Consider the following 18,221-nt stretch of genomic DNA (forward strand, 5'->3'; position numbering starts at 1 on the left):
GCTTTCTGGTTCAGGGTAAGGACTGGAAGTTTAAAGGAGGGTGTCCGACATGATCCGCGCCCCGGGAACAGGGCCGTGGACGGCGAGGGCTGTCAGGCCATAGTGCCGCAGGTCCGTCGCCAGGGCCTCCGCCGCGACGGAATCGTCCGCCAGCAGGGCCACGGTGGGCCCCGAACCGGAGACGATGCCTGCAATGGCTCCGTGCGATTCTCCGATCCCCAGCGTATCGCGCAGGGCCGGTGACAGTTCAATGGATGCCCGCTGGAGGTCGTTGACCAGGACCCGGCTCAGCGCTTCCGCGTCTCCGCTGCGGAGGGCAGTGAGAATCCGGGGATCCACTCCGGTAGGTTCAACGGCCTGGACGCCGCCGGCCTCGCGCATGCGGTCCAGGGTCCGGTAGACCTCAGGAGTCGGGAGGCCATAATCGGCCGTGACGAGGACCCAGTGGGTCTGCGCTTTTGCCAGGGCGGGGGAAAGTTCGTCGCCCACCCCGAGCCCCACTGCTGTACCGCCCAGGAGTGAAAACGGGACGTCGGCGCCCAGCTCCGCAGCCAGGTGCGCCAGCTCTTCGCGGGATAAGCCGCTGTTCCACAGCGCGTCGCAGGCCAGGAGGGTCGCCGCAGCATCTGCCGATCCCCCGCCCATGCCGCCCGCCACGGGGACGCGCTTGGTGATCTCCAGGTGCACACCGGAGGGACGCTCGGAGACGTCGGCCATGATTGCCGCCGCCTTGTACGCCAGGTTGCTTTCGTCCAGGGGGATGTCGGCGGTGTCCAGGTCCACGGTGCTCGCCCTGCTCAGGCTGACGGTGATCCCCGGGGTTTCGGTACTGGTTGCGGCAACTTCCTCGTACAGCGACACGGCGAGGTACACGCTGGCAACGGAGTGGTAGCCGTCGGGTCGGAGCGGACCCACTTCAAGGGAGACGTTGACCTTACCGGGGGCCTTGACGCGGACGGTCCTGGCAGCGAACCGCCCTGCCGGGGCGTTCACTCTAGGGCCTGCTTAGCCTCTGCGATTCTGGCGAAGGCCCGGATGTCGATGACCTCGCCCCTGGCTGTGGGATCGACGCCGGCAGCCACCAGGCAGCGCTCTGCTTCCGGTGCACCACCTGCCCAGCCTGCAAGGGCGGCCCGGAGGGTCTTGCGGCGCTGGGCGAAGGCGGCGTCCACCACGGCGAAGACCTGTTCCCTGGTTGCGGTGGTGGCGGGAGGTTCGCGGCGCGTAAAGGCAACCAGCCCGGAATGGATTTTTGGCGCCGGCCAGAAAACGTTCATTCCTATGACGCCGGCCTTGCGCATCTGGCTGTACCAGGCGGCCTTCACGGACGGCACCCCGTAGGTTTTGGACCCCGGGCCTGCCGCCAGCCGGTCCGCCACCTCATCCTGGACCATCACGAGTCCGTGCTGAAGCGTGGGGAAATGCTGCAGGAGATGCAGTACCACCGGAACTGCGACGTTATAGGGCAGGTTCGCCACCAGCGCTGTGGGCTGCACCGGGAGTTCGGTGACTTTCATGGCATCGGCATGCACCAGGTGGAAGTTCGCTGCGGCGGACGGGCGCCACTCCTGGACTGTTGCCGGCAACTTCGCGGCCAGCACCGGATCGATTTCAACTGCCACCACCGACGCCGCCGCATCAAGCAGTCCGAGGGTCAGGGATCCCAGGCCCGGTCCCACCTCCAGAACTGTCTCGTCGGGTTCCACATCTGCTGCGGCCACGATCCTGCGGATGGTGTTGCCGTCAATGACGAAGTTCTGGCCAAGGGTTTTGGTGGGGCGGATACCGATGTCCTCCGCGAGCCGGCGTATGTCGGATGCACCAAAAAGCGGTGCGGGCGCGGGGATTGGTTCAGTCACCTAGGTATCCTATCCCGCGCCGCTCCCCCGCCCTGCCCGGACGACGCCTGGCTAACGGCTGTGGCCGGGCCCGGAGATCCGGGCCCGGCCACAGCAGTGACGGGGCGTATAAGTTCAGCAGGTCAGCGGGTGGCAGCCCAGCCGCAGCCCCAGGGCTGAAGTCCGCGCTGTGCGTACACGCGGTTGGCAATATCGATCTGCTGGGCCTTGGTGGCAAGGCTGGCGTTGGGTGCATATGCTCCTCCGCCGGCGCCGAGCCAGGTGCGGATATCAAACTGCAGGCCGCCGTAGTAGCCGTTTCCGGTGTTGATACTCCAGTTTCCCGTGGCCTCGCACTGGGCGATCTTGTCCCACATTGCTTCGTTCAACATGGCCGGTGCAGCGGCGCCCGTGTTGGCTCCCGCGCTTGCCGCAGGTGCCGCAGGTGCTGCAGCTGCTGCAGGGGCGGGCTTGGCCACAGGCTTCGGCTTGGTGCCCACGGTGATTTTCTCCGCTACCGGCTGGACCGTGACCGCCTCGGACACCAGTGTGCGCGACGCCTCGCGGCCGTCCACCAGCACGAGCTTGAAGGTCTTCTCGAGCTTGCCGGGTACACCCTTTTGGGTTACTTCCTTCTCGCCCTTGAGCAGTTCGCCGCTCTCAATGGTGACGGTCTCAAACGGAACCTCGTCTGTGGTGGCAGCGGTCTGGCTGTTGTCCACGCGGGACACCTTGATGACCATGTTGTTGACCACGGGGGCGTGGGCGGGCTGCGAGGTGCGGTCGTTGGCGCCGAGGGCCAGGCCGGCGTCGCCGAGGACGGTACCCACGGTGGCGGCGGTGGTGGTGGCGGTGTCCACCTTGCCGTCGGCAACGATGCTGACCGTCTTGGGTGTGGAGATGGAGACGAAGGACCCCGCGACGGACAGCTGGGCGTCCTTGGGGACGGATACCGAGGAGGCGCTGGCGACACCGAGCTCAGTGACCAGGCCGGCGACGTCCTGCGCGGTGGTGTTCACCGTCTTTTCGGCACCGTCGAGGCTGACCTTGACTTCTTTTACCTTGTTGACGTTGATGACGGTGCCGTCCTGGACAGAGGCATCAACGGAGGGCGAGACGCGGTCGGCTGGACTCAGGTCCAGGTTGGCGCTCTTGACCACCTGGCCCACGGTTCCACCGAAGGTCTGCACGGACGAGACTTTGCCATCGACATTAAGCGTGATGGTTTTGTTATTGCCGACGAAGGCTACGAGCCCCACGACGAGTGCGCACAGCACCAGAATCTGGGCGCCAACCTTGATGAAGCTGAACTTGCCGTCCGATGTGAAGAACTTACTCACGTTTGCCCGTAACTTTAGGTCTGTCCGGGCACGGGGAATTGCGCAATAAAATGCCCGGCACCACCATTGGGGGCAGTCCGGGCACCGTCGCGCCGCGACACTCCACGCAACGGGCAGCCGGGCGGAAAGCCCGGCAGTCCTGGCTGCAAAAAGAAGTGAATTTACCCGTTGGCCTTCCCCGACCCCGGCTAATAAATGTCCACTGTAACCGTAGCGTTATAAAGCAGCCAAGAAATCTGCATACCGGGTATGCCCAAGGTAACGGTCAGACGCCGGCTCCGCTAGTCCCAACTCCCGTACGCCCGCACGGTATTTGCGCTGATTGCTGCGCAAAGCTCTGCGAGGTCCGTTCCTGTCAACTCAGCCATCGCCCGGACGGTGTAGGGAACCATGTAGCTGGCGTTTGGCCGGCCGCGATGAGGGTGCGGAGTAAGGAAGGGCGCATCCGTTTCCACCAGGACCAGCCCGGGATCCGCCACTGCGAGCGCAGCCCGAAGGTTGGACGCGTTGCGGAAAGTCAGGGTGCCGGCGAACGACATCCACCAGCCCTCCCGGTTGCAGATTTTTGCCAGTTCCTCGTCCCCCGAGAAACAGTGGAAGACCACACGGCCAGGGGCACCCTCTTCCCGGAGCACCTGGACGACGTCGTCGTGGGCGTCGCGGTCATGGATCTGCAGGGTAAGGTCCAGGCGCTTGGCGATGTCGATGTGACGGCGGAAGGAGTGCCGCTGATGCGCCAGCCCCTCGCCTTCGGTGCGGAAGAAGTCCAGGCCGGTCTCTCCGATGGCCCTGACCCGCGGGTGGGCAGCCAGCCGCTCGATCTCCGCAAGCGCTTCCTCCAACTGTCCGCGGGCGGCGTAGCGGGGGGCATCGTTGGGGTGGAGTGCCACGGCCCCCAGCAACCTCCGGTCCATGTCGACGGCTTTGACGGTGAACCGGGATGATTCAAGGTCGCAGCCCACCTGGACTGCGCCCTGGACACCCACCGCGGCGGCGGCATCCAGCGCAGCTTTGACTGCAACAGGAGCCTGGCCGTCCGGGAAGTCCAAGTGGGTGTGGTTGTCCATCACCGGCACCGGCAGGGGCTCGGGGGCGGGCGGATAAGCCTTCTGCCGGGAGTTCCCCCGCTCCTGCTCATCATCCATGTCAAGGTCCCGGTATGCGGCGGGAGGAAGCGAAGTGCACATCCATCCACCCTAACCGCGGACGGTTCCCCATAATTGTCGGAACTCTCTGTCAGCAGTGGCAGTTGTGTTAGTAGTCTGGTACGAACACATGCGAACGCCCACCGACGGGCGAAGGCAGGCTTGTTGTCCCGTCCAGGTGAACCCCGGGCTGAAAGGTTGCCGATGGAATCCCACCGACGCACTGCCAACGATGTGAGCGCTGCGAACCGCACCATGGCGGGGCTGGCCGATTCCGTCAGCCACCTGAACGGACACCGTCCTGCCGCCATGGACGCTGCCGCCTTCCATGCCGCCAGCCAGCGCATTCTCACATCCGTCAATACCGTCATCGATGGGAAATCCGACGCCGCCAAGCTGGCACTGACCGTCCTGCTCGCGCAGGGGCACCTGCTGCTTGAGGACGTCCCTGGAGTGGGAAAAACGCTCCTCGCCAAGACGCTGGCCCGCACCATTGACTGCACAGTCAACCGCATCCAGTTCACCCCGGACCTGCTCCCGTCCGACGTGACGGGAGTATCCATCTACAACCAGTCCTCCCGGTTGTTCGAGTTCCGGCCGGGGGCGGTGTTCGCCAATATTGTTATTGGCGATGAAATCAACCGGGCCTCCGCGAAGACCCAGTCGGCCTTGCTCGAATGCATGGAGGAGCACCAGGTCACCGTTGACGGAAACACCTACCGGCTGGACGAACCCTTCATGGTCGTGGCCACACAGAATCCCATCGAAATGGAAGGGACCTACCCGTTGCCCGAGGCGCAGCGGGACCGTTTCATGGCGCGGATCTCCATGGGCTACCCGGACAAGGACGCCGAGATCGAGATGCTCGAAACGCATCAGGCCACGTCCCCGCTGGCCAAGGTTTCCGCCGTTGTCACCTCGGCGGATGTGGCTGCCATGATCACCACCGTCCAGCAGGTGTACGTGTCCCAGGCTGTCAAGGAGTACACGGTGTCGCTGGGCAGGGCCACCAGGGAGAGCCCGCTGCTGCGGCTGGGCGCGAGCCCCCGCTCCATGTTGCAGCTCCTGCGGGCAGCAAAGGCCACCGCCGCACTGGACGGGCGGGACTTCGTCCTTCCGGACGACGTCGTCCACGTCGCCGAAGCAGTCCTGGCACACCGCATCATCCTGGACCGCAAGGCCGCAGGGACCGGAGAAACCCCCCACAGCGTCTTGAGGGGCATTTTGTCCCGCCTTCCTGTCACCTCCCAGCCCGGCGGAACCGTCACCAAGGCTCCGGCACCCGCCGGCAGGACCGCCGCCCCGGTCACCGGGCTGGGCAGGAACCGCTAGGCGGACGCCATGGCGCTGCTGGACCGGGTACCCCGGCACCTCTTCACCCAACGCGGCTGGGGCATGATCGCCGCCGGCGGGGTGTCACTCGTCGCAGCGTCCGTCATGGGACGCAGGGACCTGCTGACGCTCAGCATCCTGCTGATAGTCCTCCCCCTCGTTTCGCTCGCCGGAATCCGCCTGGTCAAGCCACGGTTCCAGGTGTACCGGGAGTTCAATCCGGCACCGGTGGAAACGTCAGCACCCGCAACGGTGCGGCTGGCAGTGGCGCGGACAGGGAACGGCAGCGGCAGGGCCACCATGGAAGAGCGGCTGCCGGCGCGCTTCGGCGAGTCCCCTGCCTTCCGGTTCCCTTCCCGTTCTGCCACCGGCGGCACCAGCCGGTACGAATACCATCTGCGCTCGGCCCAGCGGGGCCAGTTCCTGATCGGCCCGGTGACTGCCGAATTCACGGACCCCTTTGGCCTTTCGCTGCATCGGCAGGCAATAGACGACGGCGACACCCTCACCGTGACGCCGGCCGCCGTCGTACTTCCCCTCACCGGGCTCGCTGGCGCACGGGGGAATGATGGCGTGACCGCCACCCGGATCCGGGCAAATCCCAGCGACGACGACGTGATGACCCGTGAGTACCGCCACGGCGATCCGATGCGGCGGGTGCACTGGGCCGCCACGGCACGGCACGGCGACCTCATGGTGCGGCAGGAGGAATCAGTCACCACCCCCGAGGCGACCATCATCGTGGACCACAGGTACGGTGCGTTTTCAGGTGGTCCAGGTGCCGGACTGCAGTGGCCCGCCGGCCAGGACGGCCACCCCATGGCCAGCAGCGGGACTTTTGAATGGTCCGTCGTGGCGGTCATGTCCATCAGCGCACACCTGGCCGAACGAAACTACGCACTTCGCGTGCTGGACACAGGGGGCGGGCCTGCCTTCCTGCGCTCGCCGTCCGCTCCCGAGCCTGAGGTGGAGGAGTACAGCGGCGCAGCAGGACTCCAGTCCATCGCGGAAAGCCTTGCGGCGATCCAGCTGACCGGGCCCCACCACCCCCGCCGCGAGAATACCCTCCGGGACTGGGCTGGAAAGGTTACAGCAAGCGGCGACCGCACCCAGCAGGACGCCGGACCGGACGCGTTCGATGACCTGCTGATGGACAAACTGTCAGCCCACCGGATGAGGGGACCGGTGATTGCGGTCCTTGGAACACTTTCACGGGTGGAGGCCCTTGCGCTGGCCCCGGCTGCGGGTTACGGCACCAACGCCTTTGCCGTGATTGTCACGGAGAAGCCGGGCGAGTCCGCGGAGGTTGTGGAAGCACTCCGGCAGGGAGGCTGGCGTGCTGTTGCGGTGGCGCCCTCGGTCCCGGTAGCGGCCGCGTGGAGCCAGTTCGACCAGGACATGGCAGTGCCTACTCCGTCAGCGGAGGTCCGGCGCGGGACGGGGGCGGTGCGGTGACCACGGCAACAACACACAGTCCGGGAACCGGCCACGAGCCCGGGCTCCAGGGGGAACCCCGCCGTGGAAGGCCGCGGGTAGGCGCCTACCCCTGGGCCATGGCAGCCGCCATAGCCCTGGCTGTGTCCGGTGCCGCCCTGTCCCTGAACGGTGTCCTCCGGGGCTGGGGCTGGTACTGGCCCGCTCTGACCACCGTCCTGGTGGTAAGCCTCACCCTGGCAGCACTTCGATCCGTGCGGGCGCAACCCCTGCTGGTAACTGCCGGCGGATTCCTTTCCCTGGGCGCAATCCTGACGCTGACATTCTTCCGCGGCTCCAGTTTTGCCGGGCTTATCCCCACCGGCAGCACCCTGGGCGAACTGGACCGCCTCATCCGGCGTGCCAGCGAAACCGTGCTTTCCGAGACGGCGCCGGTGGCCCCCAATGTGGGAATTGTCATGGTCATCTGCGCTGTCCTGGGCCTGGCGGTCATTTTGGTGGACGCGCTCGCGCTGCCGCTGGGCATACCCGCCGCCACGGGTGTTGGCCTGCTGGCCATCCTGGTGGTACCGGCGATGATCAAGCCGCAGAGCGTGGGCTTCTGGGGATTTGCCGTGACGCTGGCCGGATACCTGGCCATCCTTGCCTGCAGCCAGTACTTCGTCCCCGATGCACGGCTTCAGACGGATTCCGCCCGCAGTCCCGGGCAGATGAAGCGTGCCGTCCTCACAGGGTCCGTTGCGCTCGCCGCCACGCTGGTGGCGCCCCTGGCCATTCCCGGCTTTGACCAGGGGACTTTCCCCCAGGGTTCGCGGCTCAACCCGTGGGGGGCGTCAACAGGCCTGAACCCCATGATCACGCTGGGCAACAGCCTCCGGACTCCTGACGGAAGCGGGCGCATCACGTACGCCACCAATGCATCCACCCCGCTGTACCTGCGGTCCGTCACCGTGGATCACTTCGACGGCGACTCCTGGGGCCCGGACGACCGTACTGCGTCCCGGCTCCGGCTGGGCGGCCGGATCGATCCCGGCTACACGGTGCTGGCGGACGAACAGCAGCGGCTGGTGACGGCCATCGACGCCGGCAGCTTCAACAGCCCGTATCTTCCAGCGCCCTACGCCCCCGAGTCCGTCCGCGGACTCAACGGGCGATGGACCTGGGACCCTGCCACCCTGAGCATTAAGGGGTCGGACACCACCACCTCCAGGAGGCAGGAGTACCTGGTCACGTCCTCCGCACCCAAACTGACGGCAGGGCTGCTGGCGCAGTCCTCGGCGGCGGTCCAGGGCATCCCGGCGGATTTCACCAGGATTCCCGGCAACGTTCCGGACGTTGTCCGCACCACTGCCGATACCGTGGCTGGAACGGGCACGCCGTACGCCAAGGCGATGGCACTCCAGAAGTACCTCCGCTCGCCGGAGTTCACCTATTCCCTGCAGTCCCCGGTACAGGGCGGCTATGACGGCAACGGGCTCTCGGTCTTGGCGGATTTCCTGGAACAGAAGAGCGGTTACTGCATCCATTACGCGTCGGCGATGGCTGTGATGGCACGGCTGGAAGGTATCCCAAGCCGCATTGCCGTGGGCTACGCACCCGGCAGGCTCACGGGTGCCACGGTTTCAGTGGCCGGCCAGGGAGCACTACCGGAATATGAGGTGGATGCGCGCGACGCCCACGCCTGGCCCGAACTCTACTTCCAGGGGCTGGGCTGGGTGCCCTTCGAGCCAACCCCGTCCCGTGGCGTGGTTCCCGAGTACGCCACCGAATCAGCGGCCGCCGCCGCGCCCGACGCGCTGGACAACAATGAAGGCGTGCTCCCCGACGCTGCTCCGGCTCCTTCCCCGGCACCGAGCGCCGCTCCCCTGCCCGCACCGGGTGGCAGCGGAAGCCCCGACACGGGCCGGCAACTTCTGCCGTGGCTGCTGACTGCCGGCGGCATGCTGGGAATTGCCCTTCTGCTGGCTTCGCCGCGGCTGGCAAGGACGGCGATCAGGGCGGGCAGGCTTCGGCCGCAGGACCACGGCACCGCTGTACCTTTGGGCTGGCGGGAACTGCTGGACCTCGGCACGGACTATGGCATGGCCCCGGGTTCGAGCGAAACACCGAGGGCATATTCTGCGCGGCTCCGCGGCTCCCTGCTGGGGGAACCCCATGGCATGGACCAGCAGGCCCACCTGGCCGTTGTTGCACTGACGGCAGACTTTGAGCGCCACAGCTACGGCCGCCCACCACTTCCGGTCCCCGCAGCGGCAGCCGGCGGCGAAGAGTCCGGCTCCAGCGGCGATACCAACAGCACCCTGGCAGCCCGGGTTGCGGCCGTTGAAACGTCGCTGCACGCCAATGCCACCTTCACGCGCCGTTTGCGGGCAGCCTGGGTTCCCGCGTCGGTCATGGGACGGCTCGGCCGGCTGCTTTCAGCCCCGTTCCTCGCCACTGGCCGGATGCTGCGCGGCACGGCAAACGCCGCCGCCCGCTCGTGGCCTGGTAACTCCAGGCGTGGAGCGCGCGACGGCGTTCGGCGGCAGGGCGGCAACTGACCGGCAACTGCCGGTCAGGGCACTATCCGGCGTACGGGTCGGCGATGCCGATGTACTGGGTGTACAGGTATTCCTCAATGCCCTCGAGGCCGCCTTCGCGCCCGAGGCCGGACTGCTTGACGCCGCCGAAGGGTGCTGCGGCATTGGAGATGACGCCGGCGTTCAGGCCAAGCATGCCCGTCTCGAGGCGTTCGCCCATCCGGATGCCTCGGTTGAGGTCCCTGGTGAAGACGTAGGCCACCAGCCCGTACTCAGTGTTGTTGGCCAGGCGCACGGCGTCGTCTTCACTGCTGAAGGTGATGATGGGCGCCACCGGGCCGAAAATTTCCTCGGACAGGATCCGGGTGCCCTCGGCGACGCCGGAGAGGATGGTGGGCTGGTAGAAGTAGCCCGGGCCCTCCACCGGTCCCCCGCCCAGCACTGCCTTGGCACCGGACGCGACGGCGTCCGAGACCAGTTCGTGGACCTTGTCCCGGCTCTTGGCGTCGATCAGCGGGCCCACCTTGGACTCGGGCTCGGTGCCGCGTGCGGTGGTCATCTCCTTCATCTTCGCGGCGAACTTCTCCGCGAACTCGGCTGCAACGGACTCGTGCACAATGAAGCGGTTGGCCGCGGTGCAGGCCTCACCCATGTTCCGCAGCTTCGCGAGCATTGCGCCGGCGACCGCAGCGTCCAGGTCAGCGTCCTCAAAGACCACGAACGGGGCGTTGCCGCCGAGCTCCATCGAGGTGCGCAGAACAGTTTCGGAGGCATCCGCGAGCAGGCGGCGGCCCACTTCAGTGGAGCCGGTGAAGGACAGCTTCCGGAGCCGGGAGTCCTTGATCAACGGGCCGGTGGTGGCACCGGCAGTGGACGTGGGGATGACGTTGAGCACCCCGGCGGGCAGGCCGGCCTCCATCATGACGGCGGCGAAGAGCTGGGAGGTCAGCGGCGTGAGGTTCGCTGACTTCAGCACCATGGTGCAGCCGGCGGCCACGGCCGGGGCGATCTTGCGGGTGGCCATGGCCAGCGGGAAGTTCCACGGGGTGATCAGGAGGCAGGGGCCAACGGGCTTCTTGGTCACCAGCAACCGTGACTTGCCGTCCGGGGACACCGAGTACCGGCCGAAGGCACGGACTGCCTCCTCGGAGAACCAGCGCAGGAACTCGGCGCCGTAGGTAACTTCCCCGCGGGCTTCGGCCAGCGGCTTGCCCATTTCCATGGTCATCAACAGCGCGAAGTCCTCGGCGCGTTCAGTCACGAGCTCAAAGGCACGGCGGAGGATCTCGCCCCGCTCGCGGGGCGGAACCTTTGCCCAGGACTCCTGGGCGGCGGCGGCAGCATCCAGGGCTGCGGCACCGTCCTCCGCTCCGGCGTCGGCAAGGCTCAGCAGCACCTTTCCGGTGGCGGGATCCTCGACGTCGAAGGTCTTCCCGGAGATGGCGTCCCGCCATTCACCGTTGATAAGCAGGCCAGTGGGGACAGAGGCCAAAAGGGCGCTTTCGCGGTCTGCGGAAACGGCCGGCTGTGCAGTGACAGTCACAATGACTCCCTCGTCAGTAGGGTTGGTGCAGCCCTTCGGCGGCGGCCGGAGTGACCGGGCCCATACAGGCTGATTAACTGCCAGACTACTGCTGGGCTTCCGGCAGGTCTACGCCGTTGCGCACTGCTGCATCACAGGGTTGCTGTGCAGCTGCACAGCGTGGCCTGCACGTCATCGGAGATGGTCAGCGTGCAGCCAGGACAGCGGAGTAAAGCTCTCTTTTGCTCACCCGGACGTCCTCGGCAACGGCTGCCACCGCTTCCTTAAGCCGGATACCCTGGGAAACGAGCTCGTTCACTGCAGCCACGTGGTCCTCGGGCTCCCCGGCTGCCTTTTCCGGCGCTCCGCCGAGGACAACGGCGATCTCCCCCCTGATTTCTGTCTTCTCTGCCCACTCCAACAGTTCATTGAGCGTGCCGCGGATGACTTCTTCATATGTTTTGGTGAGTTCGCGGCATACGGCGACGGGACGGTCGGGCCCGAACCGTTCGCGCAGCGCCCGGAGCATGACCTCGAGCCGGTGCGGTGCTTCGAAAAACACCATGGTCCGCCGTTCCCCGGCAAGGTCGGCCAGGCGCGAGGCCCTTTCACCGGCTTTGCGCGGAAGGAACCCTTCGAAACAAAAACGGTCCGTGGGCAGGCCGGAGAGCGCCAGGGCAGTGAGTACGGCTGACGGGCCCGGAACTGCAGTCACCGTCAGGCCCGCCGCGACTGCCCCCTCAACCAGGCGGAAACCCGGATCCGAAACCGAGGGCATGCCTGCGTCGGTGACCATGACCAGGGTGCTTCCGGACTTCACCTGTTCCAGCAGCTCGGCAGTCTTGGCCGCCTCGTTGTGTTCGTGGTAACTGATGACCCGCCCGGCCACCGTCACACCCAGGCTCTGGACCAGCCGGTGCAGGCGGCGCGTGTCTTCTGCTGCCACGATGTCCGCGGTTCCCAGCAGTTCCACCAGACGCGCTGAAGCATCACCGGTATTACCGATCGGAGTGGCGGCGAGCAAGATGCGCCCTGCCGTCGCCGTGCCGGTATCAGGAGGTGTGTTGGGGTTAGGGTCCACGCCACCAGCCTACTGCTGCCGGGGGCTGCCGGCCGCAAACGGTAGCATTGGCTCGTGACGCAGACCTCGACGCGGCCGGGCGAAACCGGAGAGGCCGCCCCCGCGGCAGCCGGCAGTGATACCGCGGTAAAGGCAGGGGGGCCGGGCGGTTCCTTGCGGCCCTGGGTCACCCGCCCCGCCGAGGCCTTCACGGTCGACTCCCTCCTGGCGCGGCTCCTGGGAAGTGCCCACACGTGGCGTGATTACCCGCCGACGTTGAGGCTGTGGCTGCTGCTGGTCCCCGTCCTGACAGCCGTTGCCGGCGGGGTCCTGCGTTTTGTCCGGCTGGAGGCCCCGGCCAAACTCGTCTTCGATGAAACGTATTACGTGAAGGACGGCTACTCGTACCTGATCAGCGGCTACGAGCGCGGCTGGCCGGACAAAGCCAACGATGCATTCAATGCGGGAAACCCGGGGGTGCTCCTGGACTCTCCCGAATACGTGGTCCATCCGCCGGTGGGCAAATGGATGATCGCGGCAGGCATGGGGCTCTTCGGTCCGGAAAACCCGTTTGGTTGGCGCTTCGCTGCTGCACTGACCGGAACGTTGTCCATCCTGCTCCTGTCCCTGGTGGCGCTGAAGCTCTTCCGGTCGCTCCCGCTGGCAGGTGCCGCGGGACTCCTTCTGGCGGTGGACGGCCACCATCTGGTGATGTCCCGGACGTCGCTGCTGGACATCTTCCTGATGTTCTGGGTCCTCGCCGCATTCGGCGCCCTGCTCCTGGACCGGGATGACGGCCGGCGGCGGCTGGCTGTTCGGCTGGCCCGGGCTGCTGCAGAAAACGGCGGACACCCGACGCCGGCCCAGCTGCTCTCCGGCCCCTGGCTGGGGATCCGCTGGTGGCGCCTGGCGGCGGGGCTATGCCTGGGGCTCGCCGTCGGGACCAAATGGTCTGGACTGTTCTTCCTGGCCGGGTTCGGACTGCTCACCGTTTTCTGGGATCTCAGTGCACGGCGGGTTGCCGGCGTCCGCGGCTGGATCAGCGGGGGCATCATCAAGGACGGGGTCCCGGCATTCGTCAGCATGGTCCCGGTGGCCGCGCTTGTGTACGCGGCAACGTGGACCGGCTGGTTCCAGTCCGAAAATGCGTACTTCCGCCGGTGGGCCGAGAGCAATCCCTCTGCCGAGTGGGGTTGGCTGCCGGACTCTGTCCGTTCACTGGCCCATTACCACCGGGAGGCGTACACCTTCCACCAGGGCCTCGGCTCTGACCACCCCTACGAGGCCAGCGCCTGGAGCTGGCTGGTACTTGGCAGGCCGACGTCGTTCTTTTACGAATCGCCCCAGCAGGGCAGCCCCGGCTGTGCGGTGGAAAAGTGCACCTCGGCCATCCTTTCCGTCGGAAATCCGCTGATCTGGTGGGGTGCAGCAATCTCCCTGGTGGTCCTTCTCTTCTGGTGGGCGGGGCGGCGGGACTGGCGCGCAGGGGCCATACTGGCCGGCGCGGGCGCAGGCTACCTCCCGTGGTTCCTGTACCCCGAACGGACCATGTTCTACTTCTACGCGGTGTCCTTCGAGCCTTTCCTCATCCTGGCGCTCACCTACTGCCTGGGCCTCGTTTTGGGCAGGGCTTCCGATCCTCCGTGGCGGCGCCGGTCAGGCCTGTACCTGGTGGCCCTTTTTGTTGCTGCCGCGATCCTGCTGTCCGCTTTCTTTTATCCTGTCTGGGCAGCCGAAACCATTCCCTACGAGGACTGGAAAGTCCGGATGTGGATGCCGTCCTGGATCTAGGGCAGGATGGCATCAGACCCCAACCGAGCCGCTGCCGCGGCATGGCAGCGGAACGGAGACCCGTGTGAGAGAAGCGAGCACTGAACTGCTGGTGGAGCTTGATGCAGCCAGCAACGTGACTGATCTGCTGCTGGAGCAGCACGCTGCCAACCCTGCCCACCCCCTGTATCGGCGTAAGGGGCCAAACGGCTGGGTGGACGTGCCGGCCGGCAAATTCCTGCACGATGTCAGTGCCCTGGCAAAGGGACTCATCGCCGGCGGCATCGAGCCCGGCGACAGGGTGGCGGTGATGTCCCCCACCACGTATGAGTGGACGCTGGTGGACTTCGCCATCTGGTTCGCCGGCGGCGTGACGGTTCCCATTTACGAAACATCCTCGGCCCGGCAGGTGGAGTGGATCATCCAGGACGCGGGCGTTCGCCGGGTCTTTGCCGGCGACCGCCGGACAGTGGCCTTGGTGACGGACGTCCTGACTGGTTCCGCCCTGTTCCGGGACCGGCTCGTCAATGTGGTCCGGATGGATTACGACGGCGACGCTCCCAACCTTGCCAGCCTCGCCGCGGCTGGCGCCGGGGTCACTGACGCGGAGCTTGAACGGCACCGCAGCCGCGCGGGGCTGGACGACGTCGCCTCCCTGGTGTACACATCCGGCACCACGGGCAATCCCAAGGGTTGCGAGATTACCCATGGAAACTTCGCCCTGGTGGCCAAGAACATCGTGGCGTTCCTTCCTGAACTGCTCCTGCAGGACCAGGCCCGCACCCTGATGTTCCTGCCGCTGGCACACGTCCTGGCCCGCGCAGTGCAGGTGGTTTGCCTCAGCGCGGGGGCAACCCTGGGACATACGGCAGGAGCCGCGCAACTCCTGGAGGACCTGGGAACCTTCCGGCCCACTTTCCTCCTGGTGGTACCGCGGATCTTCGAAAAAGTCCGGGCCACGGCCGCGCACAAGGCCGCGCTGGCGGGCAAGGACCGGCTGTTCAAGGCTGCTTCCGCCACGGCCATTGAATACTCGCAGGCAGAAGACCAGCGGGACCGCGGCCAGGGTAGCGGTCCTGGACTGCTATGCCGGGTACGGCACGGAATCTTCGACCGGCTGCTGTATCCCCGCCTGCGCCGGGCCCTGGGCGGGCAAGTGGGGTATACAGTCTCCGGCGCAAGTCCCCTCGCCCTTGATGACGCTCACTTCTTCCGCGGCGCCGGCATACCCGTGCTGGAAGGGTACGGGCTCACCGAAACCACGGCGCCGTGCACCGCGAACACCCCGTCGCGCACGCGGGTGGGGTCCGTGGGCATACCCATCCCGGGCACCACCATCCGTGTGGCGGAAGACGGCGAGATCCTGGTTAAGGGGATCGGTGTGTTCAAGGGCTACCACGGGAACGAGGCCGCGAACGCGGAGGCTTTCGTTGATGGATTCTTCCGTACCGGCGACCTCGGGGAACTGGATCCGCAGGGGTACCTGACAGTCACCGGCCGGAAGAAGGACCTCCTGGTCACGGCCGGCGGCAAGAACGTTGCACCCGGTCCGCTGGAAGAGCGGATCCGCGCCCACCGGTTGGTGGCTCATGCGGTGGTGGTGGGCGACGGCAGGCCCTTTGTCTCGGCGCTGGTGACCCTTGACCCTGAGGGCCTGAACGATTGGCGCTCCGAACAGGGCCTGCCGGCCCTGGAACTGGCACAGGCGGTCAGCGATCCCGACGTCCTCGCGGCAGTGCAGGATGCGGTGGACCAGGCCAACCTGTTTGTCTCCAAGGCGGAGTCGATCCGCAGGTTTTCGCTCCTTGACGCCCAGTTCACCGTGGAGTCAGGACACCTGACGCCGTCCCTCAAACTGAAACGCGCCGCCGTCGTGCGCGACTACGGTGACGACGTCGCCAGGCTGTACGCCTAGGCTCCGTTCCCGGACGGGGTGACGACGCCTGGGGTATCAGGCGCCTTCAGCAGCTGTTTCGGGCTCATCTTTGGCCAGGCCGCGCCGGCGCCTGGTAGGCCATGTCAGGATCAGCGTCACGAGCGCGGTCAGCAGCACCAGTGCGGCTATGACCATGCCGGCATCAATCCAGAACTGGCCGGGGAAAAGCCGGATCAGGGTATCGTCCAGGCTGAAGGTCCAGGACCCGTCGGCGAAGAAGATGCGGTGGAACTCGGTAAAGAACTGCTGCCAGCCGAGTACTGCCAGCGTGCCCAGCCCGAGGATCAGGACCAGCGTAACGATAGAGCCTGCAAAGAGGCCCCTGCGGACTCCGCCCCTGCTTCGCTTTCGGAGGTAGAGGACGGCGATCAGGCTGACGAGGATCAGCAGGACGCCGGCACCGAACGTGGAGAGGATGACGAGTTTGACGTCCGCCATGTGGCTGACTTCGCCGTCCTTGAACAGCTTGTCACCACTGCGGTGGACCAGGTCGCCGAGGTAGCGCGGCCCCGACCAGTTGGTCAGGTAATCCACGGCATAGGACCCGTAGGTCATCCTGTCGTCCGTGCTGAAGCCATACCCGTCCCCGGGGAAGCCCGGACGGTTGTACTCCACCCACAGGAACAACGGAGTGGTCACTGCGCGGACAGCGAGGATCAAAAGAATCAGCGGGAAGAAAACGGCGAGCAGTACCTGCATCACCCGCGGAGCCACGGGCTTGGCGTTGGCGGCGCTCTCCCGCTGGGCGTTGCGGCGCTCCACCTCCTCCTCCGGCGGCCGGATCTGAAGCGCGGACGTGGGAAGCGGCTCCTTGAAAACAGGTGAGCTGCCCTCTGCCGGAGTCTCCGCGGCAGCTTCAGCAGCCTTCCGGCGGGCCCTGCTCTCCGGCTGGATGGTCGCCTGGGAAGCGGCGGCCGCGGGCTCCCCGGCCTTCTCGGAGGAGGAACTCAGGTCAGTGGCGGATGAGCCCTCGGCAGCATGGTCTGCGGAAGATCTGCCGGCACCGGAGCCTTCGACGGCGCCACCGTCACGGGCGGAACCGGCAGCAGCCGCGGCCGGGGACCCCGTGGCCGCACTCGAGCCGTTGCCGGAGGGTGTCAGCCAGGAAAACGCGGGCTCGTCGGAGTCCCCGGAAGTATCCAGGAGAGGTTCCGGCTGCGGCTCTGCGCTTTTGGCGCGGGCCGGTGTTTCGTCTTTCACAGCAGCGTCACTTCCGTCGTGTTTCCGCGCCGGGCCGTGGTCAGCTGGCGCGCTTTTTCTGTTGTCGAGCCTACCGTCCGCGCCTTCCGGGGGACGAGGAACCACCCCGGCTGAATTACAACGATTCAGGCAGCGATCTCCGTGTAGCCGGCGTCCTCCCGCCGCAGGTCCCCGCGTTCTCCCGCGAGGTAAGCGGGCCTCCCCCATCGCAGAACGTAGAACCAGTAGGCGGCCAGGACCGCAGCGCCGATGCCGATTTTGGCCCACACCGGTAAAGGACCGGGAGTGACAAAGCCTTCAACCAGACCTGAGACGAACAACACCAGGACCAGGCCAAGGGCAACGGTGATGAGGGACCTGCCTTCCTCGGCAACAGCCCTGCCCCTGGTCCGTGCGCCCGGTGACACCATGGCCCAGAAGACGCGGAGACCGGCTGCACAGGCGATGAACACGGCGGTGAGCTCCATCAGCCCGTGCGGCAGGATGTAGCTGAAAAAAACGTCGCTCTTTCCGGCCGCTGCAAACATTCCGGCGGCAATCCCAACCCCCTGGGCATTCCCGAACAGGATCATGGGAACCCAAAAGCCCGTAATCCCCAGAGCCACGGCCTGCGCGCTGATCCAGGCGTTATTCGTCCATACAGCACCGGCAAAGGATGCCGCCGGATTTTCAGAGTAGTAATTGATGAAGTCTTCCTCGACGTACTGCCTCGCCGCAGCCTCGGACGCTACTGCCCGCAGCGCTTCGGGAGACGTGCCGATCCAGAACGCGTAGGCTGCGGCGATGAGGGTGAAGGCTGCACCGCAGGCAAGCGTCAGCCAGGTCAGCCGGTAGAAAGCGGCCGGAAGTGCAATCACAAAAAACCGTGCCAGGTCCGCCGGCACATTGGACCTGGCGCCAGTAAAGCGGGTCCTGGCCTGAGCAAGGGTGGCGGACAGCGAGGCGGACAGTCCGCTTTCGGGGGCGACTGACCGGATCAGGGACAGGTGGGCAGACGTCGACTGGTACAGCGTCAGCAGTTCGTCGGCCTCGCGCCCGCTGAGCCTGCCCTTGGCGGCAAGCTCGTGCAGCCGTGCCCACTTGTCCGCGTTCGCTGCGGAGAAGGCGTCCATATCCACGCGACCA

At 66.3% G+C, this 18,221-nt stretch carries 13 protein-coding genes; 5 read left to right on the plus strand and 8 right to left on the minus strand.

The window, feature by feature from the left end; all coding sequences use genetic code 11:
• Positions 1-30 precede the first annotated feature (30 nt).
• The 4 genes from CXX84_RS14255 to CXX84_RS14270 form a co-directional block, all read right to left on the minus strand.
• The gene (locus tag CXX84_RS14255) at positions 31-993 is read right to left on the minus strand and encodes a 4-(cytidine 5'-diphospho)-2-C-methyl-D-erythritol kinase (RefSeq protein ID WP_102977379.1); all 963 of its coding nucleotides are present in this window, start codon (positions 991-993) and stop codon (positions 31-33) included.
• Positions 990-1,859, minus strand: coding sequence for a 16S rRNA (adenine(1518)-N(6)/adenine(1519)-N(6))-dimethyltransferase RsmA (gene rsmA / locus CXX84_RS14260; protein ID WP_102977380.1), 870 nt, complete (start codon positions 1,857-1,859; stop codon positions 990-992). Before rsmA ends, CXX84_RS14255 begins: the two co-directional genes overlap by 4 nt.
• A 122-nt stretch (positions 1,860-1,981) precedes the next feature.
• On the minus strand, positions 1,982-3,178 hold the full coding sequence (locus CXX84_RS14265; RefSeq protein WP_102977381.1) for a resuscitation-promoting factor: 1,197 nt from the start codon (positions 3,176-3,178) through the stop codon (positions 1,982-1,984).
• Positions 3,179-3,459: 281 nt separating this feature from the next.
• Positions 3,460-4,365: a TatD family hydrolase gene (locus tag CXX84_RS14270; protein WP_102977382.1), complete on the minus strand. Its 906-nt coding sequence runs from the start codon at positions 4,363-4,365 to the stop codon at positions 3,460-3,462.
• A 162-nt stretch (positions 4,366-4,527) separates the two neighbouring features.
• Here CXX84_RS14270 and CXX84_RS14275 point away from each other — a divergent pair, with 162 nt between their 5' ends.
• The 3 genes from CXX84_RS14275 (at position 4,528) to CXX84_RS14285 (ending at position 9,629) form a co-directional block, all read left to right on the plus strand.
• A complete protein-coding gene (locus CXX84_RS14275) occupies positions 4,528-5,655 on the plus strand; it encodes an AAA family ATPase (RefSeq protein WP_102977383.1) in 1,128 nt (375 codons plus the stop codon).
• Between the two features lie 9 nt (positions 5,656-5,664).
• A complete protein-coding gene (locus CXX84_RS14280) occupies positions 5,665-7,110 on the plus strand; it encodes a DUF58 domain-containing protein (RefSeq protein ID WP_102977384.1) in 1,446 nt (481 codons plus the stop codon).
• 98 nt (positions 7,111-7,208) lie between these two features.
• On the plus strand, positions 7,209-9,629 hold the full coding sequence (locus CXX84_RS14285) for a transglutaminaseTgpA domain-containing protein (RefSeq protein ID WP_102977385.1): 2,421 nt from the start codon (positions 7,209-7,211) through the stop codon (positions 9,627-9,629).
• 22 nt (positions 9,630-9,651) lie between these two features.
• Here the strand turns inward: CXX84_RS14285 and CXX84_RS14290 are convergent, their stop codons facing one another.
• Both CXX84_RS14290 and rsmI read right to left on the minus strand, forming a co-directional pair.
• Entirely contained in the window at positions 9,652-11,151 is a 1,500-nt protein-coding gene (locus CXX84_RS14290) for an NAD-dependent succinate-semialdehyde dehydrogenase (protein ID WP_102977386.1), read from the minus strand.
• A gap of 184 nt (positions 11,152-11,335) precedes the next feature.
• Positions 11,336-12,211: a 16S rRNA (cytidine(1402)-2'-O)-methyltransferase gene (gene rsmI / locus CXX84_RS14295; protein WP_102977387.1), complete on the minus strand. Its 876-nt coding sequence runs from the start codon at positions 12,209-12,211 to the stop codon at positions 11,336-11,338.
• A 54-nt stretch (positions 12,212-12,265) separates the two neighbouring features.
• On the opposite strand from rsmI, the gene CXX84_RS14300 reads away from it, so the two are divergent.
• Positions 12,266-13,981, plus strand: a complete 1,716-nt coding sequence (locus tag CXX84_RS14300) for a dolichyl-phosphate-mannose--protein mannosyltransferase (protein ID WP_102977388.1) — start codon at positions 12,266-12,268, stop codon at positions 13,979-13,981.
• A 64-nt stretch (positions 13,982-14,045) separates the two neighbouring features.
• On the plus strand, positions 14,046-15,875 hold the full coding sequence (locus tag CXX84_RS14305; protein WP_102977389.1) for an AMP-dependent synthetase/ligase: 1,830 nt from the start codon (positions 14,046-14,048) through the stop codon (positions 15,873-15,875).
• A 36-nt stretch (positions 15,876-15,911) separates the two neighbouring features.
• Here the strand turns inward: CXX84_RS14305 and CXX84_RS14310 are convergent, their stop codons facing one another.
• Positions 15,912-17,096: a TIGR01906 family membrane protein gene (locus CXX84_RS14310; protein ID WP_102977390.1), complete on the minus strand. Its 1,185-nt coding sequence runs from the start codon at positions 17,094-17,096 to the stop codon at positions 15,912-15,914.
• 125 nt (positions 17,097-17,221) lie between these two features.
• On the minus strand, positions 17,222-18,214 hold the full coding sequence (locus CXX84_RS14315) for a stage II sporulation protein M (protein WP_189337604.1): 993 nt from the start codon (positions 18,212-18,214) through the stop codon (positions 17,222-17,224).
• Positions 18,215-18,221: the final 7 nt, after the last annotated feature.

Source organism: Arthrobacter sp. AFG7.2 (assembly GCF_002892835.1).
GTDB lineage: Bacteria > Actinomycetota > Actinomycetes > Actinomycetales > Micrococcaceae > Arthrobacter.

What these genes read in the sequence shown, in the direction of transcription:
- CXX84_RS14270 (WP_102977382.1), bottom strand. Translation starts at nt 4,365, where the DNA reads ATGTGCACTTCGCTTCCTCCCGCCGCATACCGGGACCTTGACATGGAT.
- CXX84_RS14275 (WP_102977383.1), top strand. Translation starts at nt 4,528, where the DNA reads ATGGAATCCCACCGACGCACTGCCAACGATGTGAGCGCTGCGAACCGC.
- CXX84_RS14280 (WP_102977384.1), top strand. Translation starts at nt 5,665, where the DNA reads ATGGCGCTGCTGGACCGGGTACCCCGGCACCTCTTCACCCAACGCGGC.
- CXX84_RS14285 (WP_102977385.1), top strand. Translation starts at nt 7,209, where the DNA reads ATGGCAGCCGCCATAGCCCTGGCTGTGTCCGGTGCCGCCCTGTCCCTG.